The 13622-nt window shown below is 56.2% G+C and carries 17 protein-coding genes and 1 tRNA gene; 7 read left to right on the top strand and 11 right to left on the bottom strand.

Going from position 1 to position 13622, the window contains the following annotated elements; translation table 11 throughout:
• Positions 1–40: 40 nt before the first annotated feature.
• Both rpoZ and folK read right to left on the bottom strand, forming a co-directional pair.
• Positions 41–406, bottom strand: a complete 366-nt coding sequence (gene rpoZ, locus ACP146_RS09110) for a DNA-directed RNA polymerase subunit omega (protein ID WP_422366441.1) — start codon at positions 404–406, stop codon at positions 41–43.
• 119 nt (positions 407–525) lie between these two features.
• Positions 526–1020, bottom strand: a complete 495-nt coding sequence (folK, locus tag ACP146_RS09105; protein ID WP_422366440.1) for a 2-amino-4-hydroxy-6-hydroxymethyldihydropteridine diphosphokinase — start codon at positions 1018–1020, stop codon at positions 526–528.
• Between the two features lie 184 nt (positions 1021–1204).
• Between folK and ACP146_RS09100 the strand changes: the two genes are divergently transcribed.
• Positions 1205–1840, top strand: a complete 636-nt coding sequence (locus ACP146_RS09100; RefSeq protein ID WP_422366439.1) for an NYN domain-containing protein — start codon at positions 1205–1207, stop codon at positions 1838–1840.
• 20 nt (positions 1841–1860) lie between these two features.
• Positions 1861–2511, top strand: a complete 651-nt coding sequence (locus ACP146_RS09095; RefSeq protein ID WP_422366438.1) for a uracil-DNA glycosylase — start codon at positions 1861–1863, stop codon at positions 2509–2511.
• Here ACP146_RS09095 and smpB read toward each other — a convergent pair.
• On the bottom strand, positions 2485–2949 hold the full coding sequence (gene smpB, locus ACP146_RS09090) for an SsrA-binding protein SmpB (protein WP_422366437.1): 465 nt from the start codon (positions 2947–2949) through the stop codon (positions 2485–2487). The two genes, ACP146_RS09095 and smpB, sit on opposite strands and share 27 nt — an antisense overlap.
• A gap of 20 nt (positions 2950–2969) precedes the next feature.
• The gene (gene dapA / locus ACP146_RS09085; RefSeq protein ID WP_422366436.1) at positions 2970–3857 is read right to left on the bottom strand and encodes a 4-hydroxy-tetrahydrodipicolinate synthase; all 888 of its coding nucleotides are present in this window, start codon (positions 3855–3857) and stop codon (positions 2970–2972) included.
• 186 nt (positions 3858–4043) lie between these two features.
• Here dapA and ACP146_RS09080 point away from each other — a divergent pair, with 186 nt between their 5' ends.
• From ACP146_RS09080 to ACP146_RS09070, 3 genes are read left to right on the top strand one after another with little or no spacing between them, the layout of a single operon-like run.
• Entirely contained in the window at positions 4044–6023 is a 1980-nt protein-coding gene (locus ACP146_RS09080; protein WP_422366435.1) for a lytic transglycosylase domain-containing protein, read from the top strand.
• 55 nt (positions 6024–6078) lie between these two features.
• The gene (locus ACP146_RS09075) at positions 6079–6789 is read left to right on the top strand and encodes a haloacid dehalogenase type II (protein ID WP_422366434.1); all 711 of its coding nucleotides are present in this window, start codon (positions 6079–6081) and stop codon (positions 6787–6789) included.
• Between the two features lie 22 nt (positions 6790–6811).
• Positions 6812–7831, top strand: a complete 1020-nt coding sequence (locus ACP146_RS09070) for a threonine ammonia-lyase (RefSeq protein ID WP_422366433.1) — start codon at positions 6812–6814, stop codon at positions 7829–7831.
• On the opposite strand, the gene ACP146_RS09065 is transcribed toward ACP146_RS09070, so the two are convergent.
• From ACP146_RS09065 to ACP146_RS09055, 3 genes are all read right to left on the bottom strand, one after another.
• Entirely contained in the window at positions 7828–8319 is a 492-nt protein-coding gene (locus tag ACP146_RS09065) for a bactofilin family protein (protein ID WP_422366432.1), read from the bottom strand. The two genes, ACP146_RS09070 and ACP146_RS09065, sit on opposite strands and share 4 nt — an antisense overlap.
• Positions 8303–9907, bottom strand: coding sequence for a peptidoglycan DD-metalloendopeptidase family protein (locus ACP146_RS09060; protein WP_422366431.1), 1605 nt, complete (start codon positions 9905–9907; stop codon positions 8303–8305). The genes ACP146_RS09065 and ACP146_RS09060 overlap by 17 nt, the downstream gene beginning before the upstream one ends.
• A 431-nt stretch (positions 9908–10338) precedes the next feature.
• Positions 10339–10431: transfer RNA gene (locus ACP146_RS09055), tRNA-Ser, on the bottom strand.
• A gap of 270 nt (positions 10432–10701) precedes the next feature.
• Here ACP146_RS09055 and ACP146_RS09050 point away from each other — a divergent pair.
• Positions 10702–11553, top strand: a complete 852-nt coding sequence (locus ACP146_RS09050; RefSeq protein ID WP_422366430.1) for a DNA/RNA non-specific endonuclease — start codon at positions 10702–10704, stop codon at positions 11551–11553.
• Positions 11550–11771, top strand: coding sequence for a hypothetical protein (locus ACP146_RS09045; protein ID WP_422366429.1), 222 nt, complete (start codon positions 11550–11552; stop codon positions 11769–11771). Before ACP146_RS09050 ends, ACP146_RS09045 begins: the two co-directional genes overlap by 4 nt.
• 53 nt (positions 11772–11824) lie before the next feature.
• On the opposite strand, the gene ACP146_RS09040 is transcribed toward ACP146_RS09045, so the two are convergent.
• The 4 genes from ACP146_RS09040 to ACP146_RS09025 form a co-directional block, all read right to left on the bottom strand.
• The gene (locus ACP146_RS09040; RefSeq protein WP_422366428.1) at positions 11825–12424 is read right to left on the bottom strand and encodes a hypothetical protein; all 600 of its coding nucleotides are present in this window, start codon (positions 12422–12424) and stop codon (positions 11825–11827) included.
• A 26-nt stretch (positions 12425–12450) separates the two neighbouring features.
• The gene (locus tag ACP146_RS09035; protein WP_422366427.1) at positions 12451–12777 is read right to left on the bottom strand and encodes a hypothetical protein; all 327 of its coding nucleotides are present in this window, start codon (positions 12775–12777) and stop codon (positions 12451–12453) included.
• A gap of 341 nt (positions 12778–13118) precedes the next feature.
• The gene (locus tag ACP146_RS09030; RefSeq protein WP_422366426.1) at positions 13119–13361 is read right to left on the bottom strand and encodes a hypothetical protein; all 243 of its coding nucleotides are present in this window, start codon (positions 13359–13361) and stop codon (positions 13119–13121) included.
• Between the two features lie 2 nt (positions 13362–13363).
• Positions 13364–13606, bottom strand: a complete 243-nt coding sequence (locus ACP146_RS09025) for a hypothetical protein (protein ID WP_422366425.1) — start codon at positions 13604–13606, stop codon at positions 13364–13366.
• Positions 13607–13622: the final 16 nt, after the last annotated feature.

Genomic DNA, 13622 nt, shown 5'->3' with positions numbered 1-13622 from the left:
GTCACTGAGTAATAAAGTTACCCGGCACGAAGGCGGGCGGCTAATCTTGTGAGTCGGGAGCTGCCGTGGCGCTTGCTTCCTGTTCGCCAAGCAAGGAGTCGAGTCCGGCATCCTGATCGGGCGCCGAGGGAATCACCGGAGCATCAAAATCGACAATGTCCTCTTCGGGCTCATCCTGTTCACTTTGCTTCTGGAGCCCCGTCACGATGGCATCGCCGAGAACCTGAAGGTCAACGGTCTGATCCGCGATTTCCCTGAGTGCTACGACAGGGTTTTTGTCATTGTCCCGCTCCAGCGTCAAAGGCGCACCGGCCGAGATATCGCGCGCGCGTTGTGCCGCTTTCATGACCAAATCGAAGCGATTGGGGACCTGAAGAACACAGTCTTCAACCGTTACCCGAGCCATGGATTACAACCTTCCAACTTTAGAATGAGCTCCGGTCCGTTTCCAACCGGAGCCGCGGAATATAGGGAGCGGACGGCACCATGGCAAGCTTCAAACCGAGTCATAATTACTCGGAAATACTACCCAATGCGCTGCAATTGTTGGCCTTCGGGAAGCCGCTCTAGCATCTGATCAGGTGTTTCGCCCGTGACAGGATGTTGCCAGGCCGGCACAATTTCTCGCAAAGGGTGCAAAACGAACGCCCTTTCCGCAATTCTAGGGTGAGGAAGAACAAGCCCCGAAGACCCATCTGCAAGCAGCTCGTCGTAGGCAAGCAAATCCAAGTCAATTATCCGGCTTTCATTCCTAACAGTTCTTACTCTGCCGAAATCGCGCTCAATTTCGTGCAGCAGGCCCAGCAGATGAAAGGGATCATGCTTTGTCTCCACGCTCACCACGCCATTAGTAAACCATGGCTGACTGGAGGGGGGAACTGGCGCGCTCCGGTACCAGGAACTCTTATGGACAACAGCTACTCCACGCCCGGCGAACGCTCGAAGAGCGGCCTCTAGCGCTTGCTGGGGATCGCCGAAATCAAGACTTTTGAGATTTGAACCTAAAGCTACGAGAATCACTCTGTCGTGACCTTGCTGGAGACGGTCTTGCGCAGGCAAGATAGTGGCATAAGTCTATATCGAGGAATGATCGATAGATTTCCTCAATTAGCCAATTCGAGTGTTTTGATTGTTATTAAATTCGCCAAGTTGTAATAAATGACTTACTGGATTGGCGCTTTGCTATTCGCTTGGAAGGATACCCATGAATTTCTATGACCAGGAACGGGTCGCCCTATTTATTGACGGCGCCAATCTTTACGCAACAGCGCGCTCTTTAGGCTTTGATATCGACTACAAACGCTTACTCGATGTATTTAGCAGCAAATGCAATCTTGTCCGGGCGCTTTATTATACCGCGCTTATAGAAGATCAAGAATATTCGCCGATACGGCCCCTCGTCGATTGGCTCGATTACAACGGCTACACGATGGTGACCAAACCCACCAAGGAATTCACAGATTCTGCCGGGCGCCGCAAGGTCAAGGGCAACATGGATATTGAGTTGGCCGTCGATGTAATGGAAATGGTAGACCGCCTGGACCACGTCGTTCTCTTTTCCGGAGATGGGGACTTTCGCCGCCTCGTCGAAGCAGTACAAAGGCGCGGCTGCCGGGTAACGGTCGTCTCAACTCTCCGGTCTCAGCCTCCCATGATTGCTGATGAGCTACGACGGCAAGCGGACACCTTTATAGACCTTGCCGAAATGCAGTCGCAGATTGCGCGCCAGTTGCCGTCTGATCGGTCCCGGGCCGGGGAGCGTTTGCGCCAGGATGGCTATGAAGACGATCACTACTCAGAAGAGGCAGATGACGATTACTACGAAGACGAAGCCGTTTAAGAACTGGTCAAGTCTGCGCCATGCCCTTTTCAGAGCCGCCGGCTGACTGCCGTCTTTGTGACAGGTTGGTCGAGTTCAGAACTGCCAACCAGCTCCGCTATCCCGAGTACCACAACGGCCCTGTTCGGTCATTTGGCCCTCTGAATGCCAGATTGTTGATCGTCGGTCTGGCCCCTGGTCTCAAAGGCGCCAATCAGACCGGGCGCCCTTTTACCGGAGACTATGCGGGGGACCTGCTCTATCAGACACTCGGAAAGTTCGGCTTCGCAGAAGGACATTATGACCGAGTTGCAGATGACGGCCTTACCTTGGCGGACTGTCGTATAACCAACGCCGTGCGCTGTGTTCCGCCGGAAAACAAACCGACCGGTACAGAAGGGCGAAACTGCCGTCCTTTCCTGGCCGCGGAAATTCAGCAGATGCCTCAGCTCAAGGTCATTCTCTGCCTAGGCGGATTGTCTCACAATGCGGTGCTCACCACCTTGTCCGTCCGCAAGTCCTTATACCCCTTCGGGCACGGCAACCTGCATGCGATCGGGCACCTCCATGTCGCTGACAGCTATCACTGCTCCCGGTACAACACCAACACCGGTCGACTGACAACAGAGATGTTCGAGAACGTATTTCACCAGATACGCAACCTGCTAGCTACGGTCTCGCAGGAGCCGTGATTTTCGGCGTTCCCAATCCCGCGCCTTAATATTCTCCCGCTTGTCCGCCTTGCGTCGGCCTTTTGCCAAACCAACCTCAAGCTTTGCCCGCCCTCTTTCGTTGAAATAGATCGAAAGCGGTACCAGCGTGTATCCCTGCCGACGCACCTGACCGACAAGCTTCCCAAGCTCACGGCGATGGACCAGCAACTTGCGGAGCCGCCGCGGCGGGTGATTGTTACGGGTCGCCGCCGCATACTCCGGAATGTGCGCCCCCTGCAGAAACAGCTCACCGGATCGCTCTCCAACGTAGGCCTCTGCGATGGAAGCCCGGCCAGCGCGTAGCGACTTGACCTCACTTCCTGTCAGGACCAATCCTGCTTCAAAGCTGTCCTCAATAAGGAAATCGTGCCGTGCCCTGCGGTTTTGGGCGGCGATCTGCTTCGTGCCCGCCTTCATAAAACAAGGGCCCCGTTTTCCTAGTTGAGAAGACCGGCATGGACCATGGCGTCGCGCACCTTGGCCTCGGTTTCTCGACTCACAGCGATCATGGGAAGACGAAGCTCATTATCGCAATGCCCCAGCAAGCTTGCCGCAAACTTCACCGGTGCCGGATTCGACTCTGCAAACAATGCCTGATGAAGGGGCATAAGGCGCGCGTTCACTTCTGCGACTGTATCAAAATCGCGACGCTTCCAAGCCGCATGAAGATCGGCACAGAGCCTGGGCGCCACGTTCGATGTTACTGAAATGCAACCATGTCCTCCCTGAGCCAGGAAAGGCACCACAGTCGCGTCTTCGCCCGAAAGCTGGGCAAAGTCTTCGCCGATCGCAATTTTTGTCAAAGCTGGTCGGACCAAATCAGCCGTTGCGTCTTTAACGCCAATTATCCGCGGCAAATCAGCCAGCCTCTTCATAGTATCCACTGACATGTCTACAATACTACGGCCCGGAATATTGTAAATGACAATAGGGAGATCGACGGCTTCATGAATAGCCTTATAGTGCTGATAGAGCCCTTCTTGGGTCGGCTTGTTGTAATAGGGTGTCACAACTAGTGCAGCATCAGCACCGACCTCTTTGGCATGGCGCGTCAGCAGTATCGCTTCTTCCGTAGAATTGGAACCGGTCCCAGCGATCACCGGCACTCTGCCGTTGGCGACCTCGACGCAAAGGGCCGTTACCCTCATGTCTTCCTCGTGAGAAAGAGTCGGCGATTCGCCTGTCGTTCCACACGAAACCAAGCCTTCCGTTCCTTCGCTGATCTGCCAATCGACGAAACTCTGGAAGGCCGTCTCGTCAACGCGTCCGCTCTTAAAGGGCGTGATCAGCGCAGTTATAGATCCGACGAATACTGGGCCCGACATGATGGCATTCCTCAATTCCTGAGCGCCGCAGTCCGCAGCGCCTATTTCTGTGCGGCGAACATAACTGCTGGCAGGGCATCGAGCAAGCTGGGGGAAGCCGGCGTCAAAGACGCAGTTCGGTTCCCTAGGCCTTTGATTTCTGTCATTATTGATTAGGTCTCTGGGGTCACCACGAAGGAGTATCCGTTGATTCACACACCCTCGTTTGCGGTGGTTATTTGGGTGCTGTTGTTCGTCTGGGCCACTCCTGCGATCAGCTCAGACCCTCTTGACGCTAAACTCGGCGCCGAAGACAGGGAACTCTACGAGTCCGCCTTTCAGTTGATTGAGAACGGCCAACCGAGCCGCGGCTTCGAAGTGGCGCGCGGAGGGCAAATCAGACTCGCCACCAAGATTGCGCTCTGGGCAGACCTCGGCCACCGCAACACGAAACGCGATTTCGCCGAAATTGATCAGTTTCTGCAAGCTAATCAGAAGTGGCCTGGCAGGTTCAGACTTCTCCGGAATGCGGAGCAGCGACTGCCGTCTGACTGGGATCCAGCCAAGATACGCGCCTGGTTCGGCAAGCGTCCGCCGATCACTGGGGTGGGTGCACTGGCATATGTCGATGCTCTCTTTCGGCTGGGGCTCACCGATGACGTGCAGAAAGAAGCCCCCGCCCTTTGGATAGCAATCGATTTCAATGCGCGCGAAGAGGCCTCTTTCCTGAAACGGTTCGCGCAGTTCCTCTCTGATACCGACCACCAGGAAAGACTCAACCGCCTGCTTTGGGACCGTCGGAACGCGGCGGCCCAACGCCAACTCAAGCGCGTTCCTGCCGGTCATGCAGCCGTGGCGAAAGCCCGAATTTCACTCTATGGCAACAAGCCCGGAGTCGATGCGGCCATCCGACGGGTGCCGGCTGAACTGGCCAACAGCGACGGCTTGCTCTACGACCGCGCAGCTTGGCGACAACGCCGCAACCGCTTCGAGGGTGTCGTCGAGCTCCTCAGCATGGCTCCCGGAGGAAGTGATTACGCGGCTAGTTGGTGGCGTCTTCGAAAATGGGCAGTGTGGCGAGCTCTGGACCGCTCCGAAAACCGTTTGGCTTACGAAATCAGCCGACATCACGGCATGTCTCAAGGTATCGGATTCGCAGAAGGCGAATGGCTGGCTGGATGGATCTCCCTGGCATTTCTGAACAAACCTAAGGAGGCTCTCGATCACTTCCGCAGCCTCTATGCAGGTGTTTCGTCACCAATAAGCAGGTCAAGAGGTGCCTTTTGGGCGGGCGAGTCCCTTGGTGCACTCGGCAACAACACGGAAGCACGCCAATGGTACGCGCGCGCGGCCAAGTTTTCCGCAACGTTCTATGGACAACTTGCGGCGCAGCGGAACGGCGATGCAGCAGATCTCAGGTTGGCCGACCCGCCCAGCGTCTCAGCAGAAACCGAAGCCGAGTTCATGAACAGGGAACTCGTCAACGCAGTGAGGCTCCTTGGACAGCTCGACCAGCCGAGGCTTCAGCAGATATTCATTTCACGCCTCCGGCAGGATGCGGGTACAGAGGCCGAGTTCCTACTCATCACAAAGTTGGCAAATGCAATTGGGCGACATGATTTGGCTATACGGACCGCCAAAGCTGCGCGCCGCCAGTCGATAGAAATGGGGCCCCTTCTTTACCCGGTCCGCGCAGTACCCAATGACAGCCCCGGGCCCGAAAAAGCGTTGGTCCTTGCCCTCATGCGCCAAGAAAGCGAATTCTATCCGAGGGCCAGAAGCCCGGTTGGCGCTCTCGGTCTCATGCAGTTGATGCCCGCAACAGCCAGACAGGTCGCACGTGGCAAAGGACTGCCCTACAACCGCAACCGCCTGGTATCAGACCCGGACTACAATCTTCGCCTGGGCCGCTCCTACTTGAATGAGTTGCTCGAGGAGTTCGATGGCTCCTACATCCTGGCGCTGGCCGCCTACAATGCCGGGCCGACACGGGCACGCCGATGGATCAAGGCTTTTGGCGATCCCCGCGACGCAGATGTGGATCCTATTCTCTGGATTGAGCGAATTCCGTTTTCTGAAACCCGAAACTACGTCCAACGAATTCTGGAGTCTTTGGTCGTCTACCGCCATACACTTGCAACAAACGGAAATCCTTGGACACTTCGGGTGTCACCCGCAAGTTTCTAGAAGACGTGCCAGCCTGCCGCCGCCTGCAACCAATCAACAAGCTGAGGACAACAGAGTGAGCACCTCATCCTCTGGCGGATTCAAGTCCGCCAAAGCCTGCGTTTTCGATGCTTATGGTACGTTATTCGATGTCCATTCCGCAGTGAGGCGGGGCGGATCGGAGCTCGGCGAAAAGGCCGCGATGGTCTCTGAGCTGTGGCGCCAAAAACAACTTGAGTACACTTGGCTCAGAAGTCTGATGGGTGCTCATGTAGACTTCTGGCAAGTAACTGCCGACAGCCTGGCCTTCGCTCTGTCAGCCTCAAACACAGAAAGCACCGCTCTTCACGACGAACTCATGACAATGTACATGAGTCTGGACGCCTATCCGGAAGTCTTGCCGGTTCTCACAGGCCTGAAAAACGCTGGTCTGGCAACAGCCATTCTTTCCAACGGCAGCCCGTCTATGTTGACAGCAGCCATAGAGTCTGCCGGTCTTGGCAGCGTTCTTGACCATGCGTTGTCAGTCGAAGAGGTCGGTATCTACAAACCCGACTCAAGTGTCTATCAGCTCGCCGTCGACAAACTGGGTATCCCCAAGGAAGCCATCTGCTTTCTCTCCAGCAATGGTTGGGACGCACGTGGCGCTGCTCACTTTGGGTTTACCGTTGCCTGGGTCAACAGATTCGAACGTGAACCCGAGCGTCTGCCTGGCGAAATAGAAGCAACGATCAAGACCCTTGATCAACTGCTGCCGTTGCTTGGCCTGGATAGCACCGGTCAATAGGCAAAAGTGAAGGGGAAAGAGAATGGATTCTGGTTCAATGGCCCTCTTCACGAGGCCTCCCGCCTTCGAAGACATTACGCGGGCTGCGGAGCGTATCCGAAGTCACGCAACCATCACACCTCTCCTCGAATCAACCGCGCTGAACGAGATCGCAAAAGGTCGAGTTCTGTTGAAAGCAGAGACTCTGCAGAGAACGGGCTCGTTCAAGTTTCGGGGCGCCTTCAATCGCATGAGTCAGATTCCGCCGGACCAGAGAAGCGGCGGTGTCGTTGCTTACTCATCGGGCAATCATGCACAGGGCGTGGCTGCCGCTGCGGCTATTCTTGGGATCCCTGCGGCGATCGTGATGCCGAAAGACGCTCCGGCAATCAAGGTGGCGAACACACGTTCCTATGGGGCGGAAGTCGTTCTATACGATCGCGTTCACGAATCACGTGAAGAAATTGGAAAGGCACTCACGGAGGAACGAGGCGCAACTCTGATACGCCCTTATGACGACGCCGGCATCATAGCCGGCCAAGGCACTTGCGGCCTTGAAATAGCAGCTCAGGCGGAAACGATGAATGCCAAGCTCGATGCATTACTTGTCTGCTGTGGAGGCGGCGGATTGACCGCAGGCTGCGCGCTCGCAATGGAGACACTGTCGCCGGAAACAGAAGTCTTTACCGCGGAACCGGAGGGATTCGACGATACAAAGCAATCCCTACTATCAGGCAGAATAACCGCCAACACTGGACCCCAGAAATCGATCTGTGATGCCTTGTTGGCACCGCAACCAGGAAACCTGACTTTCGCGGTCAACAAGGCCCGCGTGAAGCGCGGTTTGTCCGTTTCAGATGCGGAAGTCAAAAACGCGATGCGCTTTGCCTTCCGCACCCTCAAGCTGGTTGTCGAGCCGGGAGGCGCGGTCTGCTTGGCGGCAATCCTGGCGGGCAGGTACGACAGTGCCGGCCGGACAGTGGCCCTGACCTTGTCCGGCGGCAACGTCGATCCGGAGCTTTACCGCGCGGTTCTCGGCGGCGGCAGCAAAGGGGAACGCTAGCTTGCGGCCGGCTTCCCGCCCGACGCGGCGGCGCCTGTCGACGCAGTCGGCACCGGTGAGACATTGCTGGTACCCGCCGCCGGACGGCTGGCGCCTTCCAGGCGCTTTATGTTGCCTTCGATGAAAGCACCAGCTTCGATCGCAAGGCTGTCATGGATGATGTCTCCAATAACCCGGGCGGATTTCGCCATGACAACGGACTTTGCCTTCACGGCACCGTCGATGGTCCCACAGATGCGAACCGCATCACAGCTGATATGCCCCTTCACCTGAGCACCTTCGCCAACAGTCAGCGTCGCGCTGTCGATATCGCCTTCGACGTAGCCATCGACCTGGATATCGCCGTCACTTTTCAGGTTCCCGGTGATCTTCAGGTCGGCGCTGATAATTGAAGGAACGCCGGTGTTCGAGGTACTGCGCTTCGGTTCTGACTTGGTAGAAGCCACTGGTTCGGAACTCTCGTTTGTTTCTTTAGTCTTTGAAAACATGCTTGCCTGCCGTCAAGAACTTCATGGGGTTGAGTGGAACGCCCTTATAGCGCACTTCGTAGTGCAGATGAGGGCCCGTACTGCGGCCGGAGGAACCTACCAGCCCGATCTTCTCGCGATTAGCTACCGCCTGTCCCGATTTGACAAGGATCTTTTTGAGGTGCGCATAGCGGGTGCGAATTCCGTGCCCATGGTCGATCTCGACCATTCGGCCAAAGGGCCCGCTCCAACCGGCATAGGTTACCGTGCCGGGGGCGGTGGCGAAAATCGGCGATCTCATGGCAGCGCGGAAATCGAGCCCCCTATGGTACGCCGTTCGGCCGTTTATGGGATCTTTGCGTTTTCCGTAGCCACTGCTGATAGCATATTGGTCGAGCGGAACCGAAAGCGGCAACGTTCGCATCACCTTCTGTAATGCGTTCCAACGACTTAACCTGAGGTCGAGCAGCGAGAGCGCGGTTTCGAGTTCCGAATCGCCATTGAAATCGCCGCTGTAGTCGCCGGCGACAAATGGGCCGCCTTGAGCAATGCCGGTCTCTTCAATGCCGGCCAACAATTCATCCAGTTCCAGCCCGGTCATGGCGACAGTCCGCTCAATGCTGTCGACGCTCAATTCCGTCCGGTCGCGCAGCCTTTGCACAATACTGTGCTGGGCCGCCCGCATGTCCGTCATGTGTTGACGCAATTCAGCAACACGCATCTGCAACCCTTGTTTGTCTTCCTGCAGCACATCGCCGCGTTGAGTTGCGTTTTCAAGAGATTCTTCCAGGGCTGCAATCTGTCGTTGGAGCGCGTCGCGACGATCAAGATCGCTTTCCAATTGACCTTCAAGCGCAATAATTTCTTCACGCAGGTCGACGCCGACTTCCTCTGCGGCCGCCCACTGCTCGCGCGTAGATGCGATATCCTCACGCAGGTCAACAACCGTAATCTCCAGTTGTCGCTTCGCATTGGCCATCATTTCGAGGTTTTGCTCGATCTGCTGGAGTCTCTGGCCAAGTCTGACTCGCGCTTCCGCGACCCTTTCCTTCTTGGATCGATCATCGGAAAGAATACCGCGCATTGCCTCAACGTGGCTGCGCAGTTCAGTGTTCCGGTTGACGATCTCCTGCAGATCGTTCTCGAAATGCCTTAGCTTGGTCCTCAAACCATCGCTCGCGACAACGACCCGGTCCCGCTCGGTCTCACTGCCTTTCAGGCGCCCCTCAATAGCCGAGATCTCTGCTTCGGCTCGGGCGCCGTCCCTCAGAACAGATAAAAGGAATGTTTGATTGTCTTCGAGGTTACGGGTGATCTCTGCGAACTGTTCGTGATATTCAGCGGCTTCACCCAACAGATCGAAATAGTCCAGTTTCTGACGCTCGATCTCGCGATCCTTGCCGGCAATTACCAGTTCCTGAAAGAAGAAGCCGCCGCTGGCGAGAAGTGTCCAGCCGAAAACTACAACGGTGCCGAGAACACAAAGCTTCTGTGCGCGAACTGGCAGGCGAAGGACCGTAATGCGATCATTCGCCCTCAGAATCAGTTCACGGGGGATGAACAACTGATCCAGTCGGGCTGCGATCCGGCTTTTCAGTTCCTTCCACATACCGTGGACAGTCCTCCCCTATCATTCTGGCGCCGAAGCAGGAATCCAGCTTCTTCAACTCCGTTGCCGGACTTGCTGAAAACGCGCGCAAACACAGCGGATTACTTGCTTGCAGGGTTCCCCAATTCGCGCCGAGCAGGCACCGGACTGCGTCTCTGAATCAGCCTGGGAAGCTATCCGCACCACATGGTTTCGCCAACTATGAACAGAGAGTCCTAAGAGAACGTGAAACCCGCCGAAACCTCAGCCAGTCAAGCTGCGTCATGGTTAATCAAGGGTTAACAACCCGGGTCTGTCACGGAGGTTTCACACTTGCGGGGAAACTGTTAGTGGGCAAAGACTGGGGTCGAGCATCTGACCCAACGTTGATGCCCGCAAGCCATCGGGCTGCGCTGACGGCTCGGTCCAGAGGCCCTAAAAGGCCCGGAAACTGGCGGACAGGGAGGGATTCGAACCCTCGATGCAGCTCATCACCACATACTCCCTTAGCAGGGGAGCGCCTTCAGCCACTCGGCCACCTGTCCTCGCCGGGAAAAGCGCAGATTTCCTAACGTCTTGCGCCGGGGTCGCGCAAGCCCAAAGTGCAGCTTCGCGCAGAAAAGTGCAGAACGGCGCAGGAACTGTGGCGCAAAGCTGACACGGTTTGTTCATTGGGTGTTCTATCCTTGCCACTTCGCTTGATCCGCTGTCCCACTGACCATTGCGCGTACTACCTAGTTGAGCAATCTACCCCTAGACACATTTTCCAGATCGCGCTTGAATTGAGGAACAGGGGTAATCCGGGGGGATAGACCATGCTTCGCTTACTTGTTTTGCCGTTCGCTATTGCGCTGATCGCCAGCGCCACCGAGGAGGTTCGGTCGGAAAGCAACGACTTCCAGGCCACGATGCTTGCCGAAAGTGCCGCGAGCAGCTCAACGCTCCGTCATAAAGAGTATCGAGGTTTTGAGGTCTGGCTCGATTGCGACCGTGGCGGCCTTGTCCTTGCCCGCTATGAGTTGGACCGAGATACCAGAAACGAGTCGCGCAGCGGCAACTTCAGAAGAGATCGATCGGTGCCGAACCGGTGTCAGCCTTCATCCGGGAAATCGTATGTAACAGATACCGTCGACCCGGCCACAGGGCCATGGGATCGCGGTCATGTCGTCCCTGCGAACCACATGGACTTTAGCAAGAGGGCGATGAGCGACACTTTCTACGTCACGAATATCTTGCCGCAACAAAAGACCTTCAATCGAAAAGGTGGAGCGTGGCGCCACACTGAGGACTTCGCGGAATGCTATCGCGACGTGACGCGCCTGACGATCTGGGCAGGCATAATCTGGGGTGATGACCGGCGGAACGACTTCTTCACCGAGACTCATTCTATTGAGACGCCGGACTACTGGTGGAAAGTGATACGCCGCCATGACACCGGCAAGTATATCGCGTGGATCTTTCCTAACGACAAGTCGGCAACGGCAAAGAAGACCTCCGATTTCCGCGTGCCCCTTAGCGAAATCATCGATAGGGCCGACGCAGTGCCCATCAGCTTTGACGGGCTCGAAAACACGGCTGCCGCCAACCGAAAGCCTCGCATGTGGCCGTTCAAATACAAGTCTACCCAGACACTGGTTTGTGGTGGAACCACGACCCTACTTGAATGAGCAAAGGCCATCCCACGATCTCGGATATCGACATCTACCGATCCGCGTCCATCTTGATCCGTGAGCACGGCAAGGACGCTGGGCTTGAGGCTGCTTCGCGAGCCGACGCCCTTATGGAGAAGGGCGACGTAGACGGTCAGCGCACCTGGAAACGCATCTTGGCTGCCGTCGAAGAACTTCAGAAAACAGCCCCAGCGCCGGATGATACGATTCAGTAGCTTCAGGAATGCTTAGCCGGCACCATACACGCGTCGCCGTTGCTCTGAGCATTCTAGCGATCTAGGCGTTCCTCACGCCGAGGTTCTGTTTGCTTAACGGCCTCCTTCGGCTCCCAGGATACAAATACGCCTCCAGCGGCTTCGCCCAAAAGAGTTTCATGTTTACTTACGAGCTTAATCTTGGCTCCAGCCTTATCGGCTGCATCTTGATATGTTGCGATCCATCCAGTAAGCGCGTCAATGGATTGAGATTGCGGGCCACCCAACTGCATGACAGCTGTCAGGTCCTCCGCGCTAGCCGGATCCACATGTAGCGTCTCACCGTCAACCGAAGCCATTCCAAACCACACTCTACCGTCCTGCATGGCTGAGATTAGTTCAGGCGACGGCCGCCCCTTGAACTTGGATAGATCATAAATGTAAGCGACCTCTGCGGTCCTGTAGAGCTTCGGATTGACGTAAGAGGCAGTGGCAAGTTTGAACTGGCGGAGTGGCGATAGTTCTACATACTCACCTGCATAAACCAACCCATCAAGAGGTGCTGGCATATCGGCGGCGGCAGAATCTGTGCGAGCACCAAATCCGACAGCGAAGGCACTAGCGGCAACGAAGGTTGCCACCAGAGAAGCAATCCAAGTTGCATTTAATCGCATCGTTGCTTTCTCCCTTCGCTATGAGATCAATTTACGACAATCTGAGCGCCGTAACCAACAACGCCGATAAACAAACCTGGAAGACCAAGGCTTGTGAGCGCGCACTTAAAAATCGTGTCCTCCGGCGTTCGCCAAGTCACCAGAAACGAAAGAGCCCAGATAAACCAAACCCCAAAATTGGCGCCGTCCAAAGCGATGTCAATTGGCTGAAACGTATCTAACCGCACAGAAGACTGCGCCCACATAAATGGAACCAGCGCCGCCCCCGGACCAATGACACCGATGAAAAAACGCTCGGAGCCCGGAATCATCTTGACCGTCTTTTCGGCCCCATTCTTCCAATCTGCGAACATACCCCCGCATCCTTTACAACCTATGAATGGGGGATCAGTATCATAACTCCTATGTGGGTAGTAAAGCCTCGGTTGTCAGTTCACTTTGGCGCTATATCGGACTTCCTTCCTACTAATCTGTCTCATTTATACAACGTCCAAAAATTGGCCTTATTCCGCTGTTTTTAACACGCGTCAGTCTTGAACATGAGCGAGCAGAAGGATTAGCTCTTGAGTGAGCGCCTTCAATCCCGACCCGTGTGCAATTATGACATAGAGATCAGCTACTTCTGGCACCATCCGGTGTAAAAGAGGCCGCCCCCGAAGGAGCGGCCGGAGAAGCAGGAGAGACGGGGCGGAAACTACTCGTTGGGCGGAGCCGCCCCGTTCTTCGGGCTGATGTATGTCACCAGCCACGCAGCCGCGCCGACAAGCGCAGCGGATCCTATGGCGCCAATAGCTTTCGCTGCCGCGTCGACAAGGCTCGCGTCAGGCTGGGCAATGACGCCCAGGGCGGCAAGGATCACCGTCGCCAGCCCCGCCCCCACGGCCGCCGCATGGGCTTTGACCGCGGCTAGAAACTTGGCTTTCGCGGATTCCAACATCGTCAGAAATCCGAATCGCCGTCGCCATTGCAGTCGAGTGCCTTGGCGCGTTCAACGCGGCCCTCTTCCTCGGCCCGCTGGTTCAGCTCCAAGAGGTTTTTGACGCGCTCGCCTTCGGACAGAGAGCACGAAGTGATCATCCCGTAGTAGGCACCCTCACCAAAGACGTACTCACGCGCCTTTTCGGTGTATCCACAGGCGCCCAGGAACGCCACGAGGGGCAGGGCCAGAAGAATCTTCTTCATCGGTTTTCCTTTCATG

The organism is Pelagibius sp. (assembly GCF_965249265.1).
In the GTDB taxonomy this organism is placed as follows: Bacteria; Pseudomonadota; Alphaproteobacteria; order Kiloniellales; family Kiloniellaceae; genus Pelagibius.
This window is presented reverse-complemented; position numbering and strand designations above follow the sequence as displayed.

Excerpts from the sequence above, each read along its gene's own strand:
- rpoZ (WP_422366441.1), bottom strand. The coding sequence starts at position 406 with ATGGCTCGGGTAACGGTTGAAGACTGTGTTCTTCAGGTCCCCAATCGC.
- ACP146_RS09100 (WP_422366439.1), top strand. The coding sequence starts at position 1,205 with ATGAATTTCTATGACCAGGAACGGGTCGCCCTATTTATTGACGGCGCC.
- ACP146_RS09095 (WP_422366438.1), top strand. The coding sequence starts at position 1,861 with ATGCCCTTTTCAGAGCCGCCGGCTGACTGCCGTCTTTGTGACAGGTTG.
- smpB (WP_422366437.1), bottom strand. The coding sequence starts at position 2,949 with ATGAAGGCGGGCACGAAGCAGATCGCCGCCCAAAACCGCAGGGCACGG.
- dapA (WP_422366436.1), bottom strand. The coding sequence starts at position 3,857 with ATGTCGGGCCCAGTATTCGTCGGATCTATAACTGCGCTGATCACGCCC.
- ACP146_RS09070 (WP_422366433.1), top strand. The coding sequence starts at position 6,812 with ATGGATTCTGGTTCAATGGCCCTCTTCACGAGGCCTCCCGCCTTCGAA.
- ACP146_RS09065 (WP_422366432.1), bottom strand. The coding sequence starts at position 8,319 with ATGTTTTCAAAGACTAAAGAAACAAACGAGAGTTCCGAACCAGTGGCT.
- ACP146_RS09060 (WP_422366431.1), bottom strand. The coding sequence starts at position 9,907 with ATGTGGAAGGAACTGAAAAGCCGGATCGCAGCCCGACTGGATCAGTTG.
- ACP146_RS09050 (WP_422366430.1), top strand. The coding sequence starts at position 10,702 with ATGCTTCGCTTACTTGTTTTGCCGTTCGCTATTGCGCTGATCGCCAGC.
- ACP146_RS09045 (WP_422366429.1), top strand. The coding sequence starts at position 11,550 with ATGAGCAAAGGCCATCCCACGATCTCGGATATCGACATCTACCGATCC.
- ACP146_RS09040 (WP_422366428.1), bottom strand. The coding sequence starts at position 12,424 with ATGCGATTAAATGCAACTTGGATTGCTTCTCTGGTGGCAACCTTCGTT.
- ACP146_RS09035 (WP_422366427.1), bottom strand. The coding sequence starts at position 12,777 with ATGTTCGCAGATTGGAAGAATGGGGCCGAAAAGACGGTCAAGATGATT.
- ACP146_RS09030 (WP_422366426.1), bottom strand. The coding sequence starts at position 13,361 with ATGTTGGAATCCGCGAAAGCCAAGTTTCTAGCCGCGGTCAAAGCCCAT.
- ACP146_RS09025 (WP_422366425.1), bottom strand. The coding sequence starts at position 13,606 with ATGAAGAAGATTCTTCTGGCCCTGCCCCTCGTGGCGTTCCTGGGCGCC.